Source organism: Peribacillus sp. P4_C12, from assembly GCF_056402095.1.
This window is the reverse complement of sequence record NZ_JBFUIB010000182.1, coordinates 1-6,857: the sequence shown is the minus strand read 5'-3', so window position 1 is coordinate 6,857 and position 6,857 is coordinate 1. Positions and strand designations below refer to the sequence as shown.

8 protein-coding genes are annotated in these 6,857 nt (G+C 38.3%); all 8 read right to left on the bottom strand.

The features are described 5' to 3' along the window. Window positions 1-11 precede the first annotated feature (11 nt). Complete coding sequence (gene hisC, locus AC1DUW_RS17955) at window positions 12-1,124, bottom strand: histidinol-phosphate transaminase (RefSeq protein WP_053346774.1); 1,113 nt, start codon at window positions 1,122-1,124, stop codon at window positions 12-14. A gap of 83 nt (window positions 1,125-1,207) precedes the next feature. Further along, window positions 1,208-1,576: a chorismate mutase gene (aroH, locus tag AC1DUW_RS17950; protein WP_223305474.1), complete on the bottom strand. Its 369-nt coding sequence runs from the start codon at window positions 1,574-1,576 to the stop codon at window positions 1,208-1,210. Window positions 1,577-1,601: 25 nt separating this feature from the next. Beyond that, window positions 1,602-2,681, bottom strand: a complete 1,080-nt coding sequence (gene aroB / locus AC1DUW_RS17945; RefSeq protein WP_053346776.1) for a 3-dehydroquinate synthase — start codon at window positions 2,679-2,681, stop codon at window positions 1,602-1,604. Window positions 2,682-2,684: 3 nt separating this feature from the next. After that, complete coding sequence (gene aroC, locus AC1DUW_RS17940) at window positions 2,685-3,857, bottom strand: chorismate synthase (RefSeq protein WP_053346777.1); 1,173 nt, start codon at window positions 3,855-3,857, stop codon at window positions 2,685-2,687. 247 nt (window positions 3,858-4,104) lie between these two features. Then, window positions 4,105-4,878, bottom strand: a complete 774-nt coding sequence (locus AC1DUW_RS17935) for a CheR family methyltransferase (protein WP_053346778.1) — start codon at window positions 4,876-4,878, stop codon at window positions 4,105-4,107. A 188-nt stretch (window positions 4,879-5,066) separates the two neighbouring features. Further along, complete coding sequence (gene ndk / locus AC1DUW_RS17930) at window positions 5,067-5,513, bottom strand: nucleoside-diphosphate kinase (protein ID WP_034308008.1); 447 nt, start codon at window positions 5,511-5,513, stop codon at window positions 5,067-5,069. 96 nt (window positions 5,514-5,609) lie between these two features. Next, a complete protein-coding gene (gene hepT / locus AC1DUW_RS17925; protein WP_477643111.1) occupies window positions 5,610-6,572 on the bottom strand; it encodes a heptaprenyl diphosphate synthase component II in 963 nt (320 codons plus the stop codon). Between the two features lie 28 nt (window positions 6,573-6,600). Beyond that, window positions 6,601-6,857 (bottom strand): class I SAM-dependent methyltransferase (locus tag AC1DUW_RS17920; RefSeq protein ID WP_477643110.1); only part of this gene is annotated, 257 nt, incomplete at its 5' end.

The window sequence follows — 6,857 nt, the reverse complement described above, 5'->3', positions numbered from 1 at the left end:
TGCTGAAACGATTAAAGAAGGGAATTAGAAGGCGTAGCATCTTCATTTAAGAAAGATTTGATAGCGTTAATCATTCCTTCATTTTCTTCTGTTGAACCAATCGTTACACGCAGACTGTTCGGGAAACCGAACGATTTTCCAGACCTTGCAATGTATCCACGCTCTAGCAAATATTGAAATACTACATCCGCATCCTGTTTGAAATGTATGAAAATAAAATTACCTTGTGATGGGTAATAAGCTAGATTTTCCTTACTACAAAACTCATAATATTGATTGAGTCCTTTTTGGTTCTCAGTATTACACTTTTCAATGAAGGCTTGATCTTCCAGAGCAACAATAGCAATCTTTTGTGCGAAAGTATTGACATTGAATGGTTCTCGGGATGGGTCGAGCTTCTGAATAATATCATCATCTGCCAATCCGTACCCGACCCTAAAACTGGCAAGACCATAAATTTTTGAAAATGTTCGAAGTATAATTAAATTCTTAAATTTATTGATCCATTGATTTGTTTTCGGGTAATCCTCAGCCACTGCATATTCACAATAGGCTTCATCCAATACGACAAGAACATCATTCGGTACCTTTTCAATGAATGTTAATAAATCCTGTTCCGGAATGTATTTTCCTGTTGGATTATTAGGTGTACAAACCCAGACAACAGCAGTGTTCTCATCTATCGCTTTTAGCATACCTTCTAAATCATGTGCTCCGTCAATATGAGGAACTTCTCTGATTTCCGCGCCTTCAAGTGTAGCATTATGGCGATACTGCGAAAACGTGCCTGTTGCCATGACGGTGTTTTTACCAGCTCCCAATAGGCTTCTAGAAATGATTTGAATGTTCTCATCAGACCCATTTCCAAAAATAAGCTGTGTTTCTTTTACACCTGTATGCTTTGCAACAGCTTCTCTAAGCAATGTTGCATATCCATCCGGATAGATAGCAAAAGAATGGGTTGAGTTCTTAACGCTTTCTCTGACCTTTTCAGAACAACCAAAAGGATTTTCATTTGAAGCTAATTTCGTGATTTTTTCAAGACCGTACATTTTTTTTACTTCATCGGTTGATTTCCCAGGTTGATAAGACTTCAACGAAAGGACCGCATCATTCCACTTCATGTCATTCACCTCTATATTTTTATCACTTTAAAGTAAGAAAGTGTGAGAATAGTATATCATATTCTTTTTCCTAAAATCTTATCTTATATTTTATTTGTCAAATCCGGCCGCAATACGACAGCTCCTGCTTGATAAACATGTTGTATCTCTTTTTGAGATTTTGTTGTATTTACATGAATCATTACCCGTATACAAGATGGAAGGGAGTTGCTTACTGGTATTTCTTGCATGCACGTTACTGGCACATATGTCCAACCCTCAAATTTACGTAGGGCTTTGGCTGGAAAGACAGAGCGTATCTCATCCGTTGCAGAAAAAAATACAGAGGCAACCATATCAGGATCAATCTCGTTGACCCGAATGATTTCTGCCATCAACTGCTCAACAGCAGCAATCACTTCCATTTCTGTGTCCTTCTCTACTGTTGTTGCGCCCCTTATTCCTCTTATCACACACAGTTCCCCCATTTCCTGTATTTTATTTCATTTCAATCATTTCCTCTATCAGCACAGAGTCGGCTATATCCATTAATAATGGAGACCCCAATTGTTTAAGCAAGACAAAGGTAGCACCTTCATTGATTGATTTTTTGTCTGTTTTCATTAAATTAAGTAAAGTTTCTTTTTCAAGTTGTAAAGGAATGGTTGTTTGATAACCTAAAGAAGATACCCAATTAATAAACTCGTCAAGTTTAAAATCAAGACCCTGTTCTCTACTGCTTAATTTAAGAGCATATACCATCCCGATTAAAATGGATTCACCATGCGTAAAGTTTCCATATCCCATAGAGCCTTCCACAGCATGTCCAAGTGTATGACCGAAATTTAAAAAGGCACGAATCCCCATTTCTTTTTCATCTTCTTCGACAATGGACGCTTTTATGCCAATACCTTTTGTAATCATCGTTAAAAATTGCTCATCTGTTATATTATTCAAATCAACAATATTCGACTTTAACCACCGATAAAACTCTTTATCTGCTATCAAGGAATGTTTAATGACTTCAGCAAAACCCGACCGTAATTCTTGAAGTGGGAGAGTCTGCAAAAATTCAAGATCATATATGACTGCTTCTGGCTGATGAAAGGCCCCAATCATATTTTTTCCAAGAGGGTGATTGATGGCAACTTTGCCGCCCACAGCACTATCATGGGCGAGCAGAGTCGTCGGAACCTGGATAAATGGAATCCCTCTCATAAAAGTAGCCGCAACAAATCCAGCCAGATCACCGACTGCACCACCACCAAGGGCGATAATCAATGACTTGCGATTAAGTTGTTGAGATAAGCAATAGCTTTGGCATTCATAAAACACTTCAAACGTTTTAGCATGCTCTCCTTCCGGTACAACATAGTGCAGGACCGGTTTTCCCGTCTTAATCAGAGCTTTTTTCACAGTTTGTAAATGAAGTTCAGCTACTTTCTCATCGGTTATAATCAAAATCTTATTTAGTTGATTTAATTCATGTGTTATAAAATCGGGCAGCTCGTTAATCGCCTGTTTACCGATTAAAACTGGATATTGCTTGGAAGCCGTTTTTATTTGCATGGATTCCATAGTTTAAAACTCCTTTACTTCTTCCCGATAAGAGTTCATGTATTCTGCCAATTGCTCATAACGATCTGAAGGGAATTGATCAACAATCGCTGCTGCAAGTTCCCAAGCCACTACAGCCTCGGCAACAACAGCAGCAGCAGGAACTGCACAGCTATCGGAACGTTCGACACTTGCTTCAAATACTTCCTTAGTATCAATATCAACACTTTTCAACGGCTTATATAAAGTAGGAATTGGCTTCATAACGCCACGAACAATAATCGGCATTCCAGTTGTCATACCGCCTTCAAAACCGCCAAGGCGATTGGTTTTACGGTAATAACCATTTTCTTTGTCCCAAGCAATTTCATCATGAACATCACTGCCAAAACGATGGGCCGCTTCAAACCCAAGACCTATTTCTACCCCTTTAAACGCATTAATACTCATAATCGCTGCTGCAAGCTTTGCATCTAGTTTACGGTCATAATGAACATAACTTCCTACGCCCACTGGCATTCCTTCTACAATGACTTCAACGATGCCGCCAATCGAATCCCCTTTTTGTTTCGCTTCATCAATTGCATCTTTCATCTGCTGCTCTACGTTTTTATCAAAACATCTGACTGAAGATTCTTCCGTAACTTGCTGTAATTGCTGAATTGTTTCATATTGTGGTGGCTCAGCCTTTATTCCACCAATTTCCAATACGTGTGAAGCCACTTCAATCCCCAATAACGACAATAACTTTTTAGCGACAGCACCGGCAGCAACCCTTACAGTCGTTTCACGGGCTGAAGAACGTTCCAATACGTTTCTTAAATCACGATGCCCATATTTAATACCGCCGTTCAAATCTGCATGACCAGGACGAGGACGAGTAATTTTACGTTTGATCTCTTCAGCTTCTTCCTCTGAAAGTCCTTCACTTCCCATAATTTTAGTCCAATGTTTCCAGTCGTCATTCTCAACAACTAAAGCAACCGGTGACCCTAGTGTGTAGCCATGTCTGATTCCCGAAGATATAAAAGCCTGATCTTTCTCAATCTGCATTCTTCGTCCACGACCATGCCCTTTTTGCCGGCGTCCTAACTCTTCATTAATATCCTCATTCGTAATCGGCATCCCTGCCGGTAATCCCTCAATAATAGTAGTCAGCTGCGGACCATGTGATTCTCCCGCTGTTAAATATCTCATCTTCCAGCCCCCTTTTAGCACTTTAAAGTGTATATGTATCAATATACCACAATTTTATGAAATGTGGGTATATGTAAAACGTAAAAACCTTTGTTGTTTGAATTTATTCACTTTTCATTTTATTTTACATGTTCTTCAACATTTTCGATATAGTTTAATCTCTCTTATCATAGACATACAGTCTCTGTTTTTTCATAGCAAGTAAAACGAAAAAGGACTGAATGCATTATCAGCCCTTGTATACTATTTACCTTTTTTTATAAAAAAATGTGTCCATCGTTTCAAACTCATATTTTCCGGGATTAAATATTTGCTCTGTACTTCCTACAAAAAACACTCCCCCACTTTTCAATGACGTACTGAATTTATCATATAAAAGACTTTTGGCATCTTCAGTGAAGTAAATTAAAACATTCCTGCATACGACTAAGTCAAATTCTTGATCAAATCGATCTGCAAGAAGATTATGTTTCTTAAATGTGACTCTTCGCTTAATTTCATCATCAACGCGATAAAAATCCTCTTCTTTTATAAAGTATTGCTTTTTTATATCAGCAGGTACTTCATTCAAGGAACGGTCAGGGTAAACTCCCAATTTCGCACGTGCTAATACATTCTCATCTAAATCCGTCGCTAGTATCTCTATCTGGCTTAAGGGAACAAGATTGGATAAAATCATTGCAATCGTGTACGGTTCTTCACCAGTTGAACAGGCTGCGCTCCATATTTTCAACCTTTTTTGGCCTTCTAATAAAGAGGGAAGAATTTTTTTCTCCAATACTTCCCATCTTTTCGCGTTTCGATAAAACTCTGAAACATTAATTGTCATTCTGTCTAAAAATTCATTTAAAACGTTGGGACTTGTTTGAATGTCTTTATAATATTCACGAAATGAGTGATAACCTCTTTTTTCATAAAGTGAAGTGAGGCGCCGTTTCATTTGTCCTTCCTTATATAATGACAAATCAATGCCTGTCAACATTTTGATTTTTCGAATAAACTCTTCATATTCTTGAGGCATACCTACGACTCCCTTTGTTTTAAGTAGTTCTTCTCTTTATATATCGGAGAGGGCTGAAAATTCTTAAAAAAACAGTTTTTACGACCAGTGACAGTTAAAATTGTCAAGGATTCAAAAAAAAAAAAAAAAGCGGGTACTATCGCATAAGGGCGACAGAACCCGCTTTTTTAAAATTTATTAACTAACTATTAATAAACCCACTCGTTAACAAGTTTAGAATATTCAACAAGTTCTTCTTCTTTGAAGAATAAACCGATTTCACGAACAGCACTTTCAGCTGAATCTGATCCGTGAATGATGTTTTTGCCTACAGTTACTGCAAAATCTCCACGAATTGTAGCTGCTGCTGCATCTTTAGGATTAGTAGCGCCCATCATTTGACGTGCAGTTGCGATTACATTTTCACCTTCCCAAACCATTGCGAAGACAGGACCTGAAGTGATGAAGTCCACTAATTCGCCAAAGAAAGGACGTTCTTTGTGCTCACCATAATGTTGCTCAGCTAGCTCTTGAGAGATAACCATTAATTTTGCTCCTGCTAGAAGGAAGCCTTTCTTTTCAAAGCGGGAAACGATTTCACCGATTAAATTACGTTGAACGCCGTCAGGCTTTACCATTAAAAATGTTCTTTCCATAATTGTCACTCCTAATATGTATCATTGTTATTTGCCTATATAAGGCAATCCTTTTAGAATATTACCATTGTTTGATGAGTTTCGCAACTCCAAGTCCTAAAACTTTCTTTTTCCGATATTTTTCGCTATATCAGATAATGTTTTCCTTGCTTTAATAGCAGGAAGACCTTTCAACTCGGAAAAAGCTTTTTCTAAATACATGTCACTGATTCTAGCAGCTTGCTCAATGGCGCCTGAAGATTTGATAGCATTGATTATATGGGTCATTTCGTCTTTAGACGTATCTTCCCGAACTGTTTCGATAAGCCTTTTCAACTTTGGATCTTCCATCGCAATCAATACTGGTAAAGTAATGTTTCCTTGAATCAAATCGCTTCCAGCCGGTTTCCCAAGTTCCTCTTCCGAAGCCGTAAAATCCAAGATATCATCAGTAATTTGATATGACATCCCGACATAATAACCAAATTTAAATAGCTTTTGATGAATTTTCTCATCGACACCCGCTGAAATAGCTCCCAACTGGCAGCTAGAAGCAATGAGTAATGCTGTCTTTCGTTTGATTCTTCGGAAATAAATCCGCCAATTTTGATTAAAATTGTATTTATCTTTAATTTGCTCGATTTCTCCAAGGCATAGTTCAACCATAGTATCCGCGAGAATTTGATGCGYAAGCGGCGACTCAATTACTGCCATCATTTCTAGTGCCCGTGCAAAAATGAAGTCGCCTGTATACATGGCGACACGATTATCCCATTTTGATTTTATAGTTGCAGATCCCCTGCGTAAGTCCGCATCATCAACAACATCATCGTGTACGAGAGAAGCAGTATGGATTAATTCCAATGTTGCTGCAACATGCTTTACGACATGAATATCATAATCGCCAAACTTCGCACCCAAAAGGACGAATACCGGACGAATTCGTTTTCCGCCGGATTGCAGTAAATGCAGTGAAGCTTCCCTTAAAACAGTGGAGTCTGCTTCAATTGCGGCTTCTAGTTCTTTTTCTATTAATTGCAAATCTGTATTCAAAAAGGAATACATCATTTTAAATTTCATACATTTCACCCAGCTTTGTCCATTGCTATTATGCTTTATTTGAAGGCTTGTACCCGAAATGTGTTGCTGCAACACCACCGAAATGGGCCTTGTAACTGACATTTTCCATTCCTGCCTGTTTGAACATACTTTCAAGCTTTTTCATGCCCGGGAAATCGCGCGCAGATTCCTGCAGCCATGAATATTCGTTATAGCTTTTAGCGAATAGTTTGCCAAACACGGGCATTATGAAACGGAAATAAAAATAATAGCCCTGTTTAAATCCAAGCATTGTTGGCTGTGAGG

Excerpts from the sequence above, each read along its gene's own strand:
- hisC (WP_053346774.1), bottom strand. The coding sequence starts at position 1,124 with ATGAAGTGGAATGATGCGGTCCTTTCGTTGAAGTCTTATCAACCTGGG.
- aroB (WP_053346776.1), bottom strand. The coding sequence starts at position 2,681 with ATGGAATCCATGCAAATAAAAACGGCTTCCAAGCAATATCCAGTTTTA.
- aroC (WP_053346777.1), bottom strand. The coding sequence starts at position 3,857 with ATGAGATATTTAACAGCGGGAGAATCACATGGTCCGCAGCTGACTACT.
- AC1DUW_RS17935 (WP_053346778.1), bottom strand. The coding sequence starts at position 4,878 with ATGCCTCAAGAATATGAAGAGTTTATTCGAAAAATCAAAATGTTGACA.
- ndk (WP_034308008.1), bottom strand. The coding sequence starts at position 5,513 with ATGGAAAGAACATTTTTAATGGTAAAGCCTGACGGCGTTCAACGTAAT.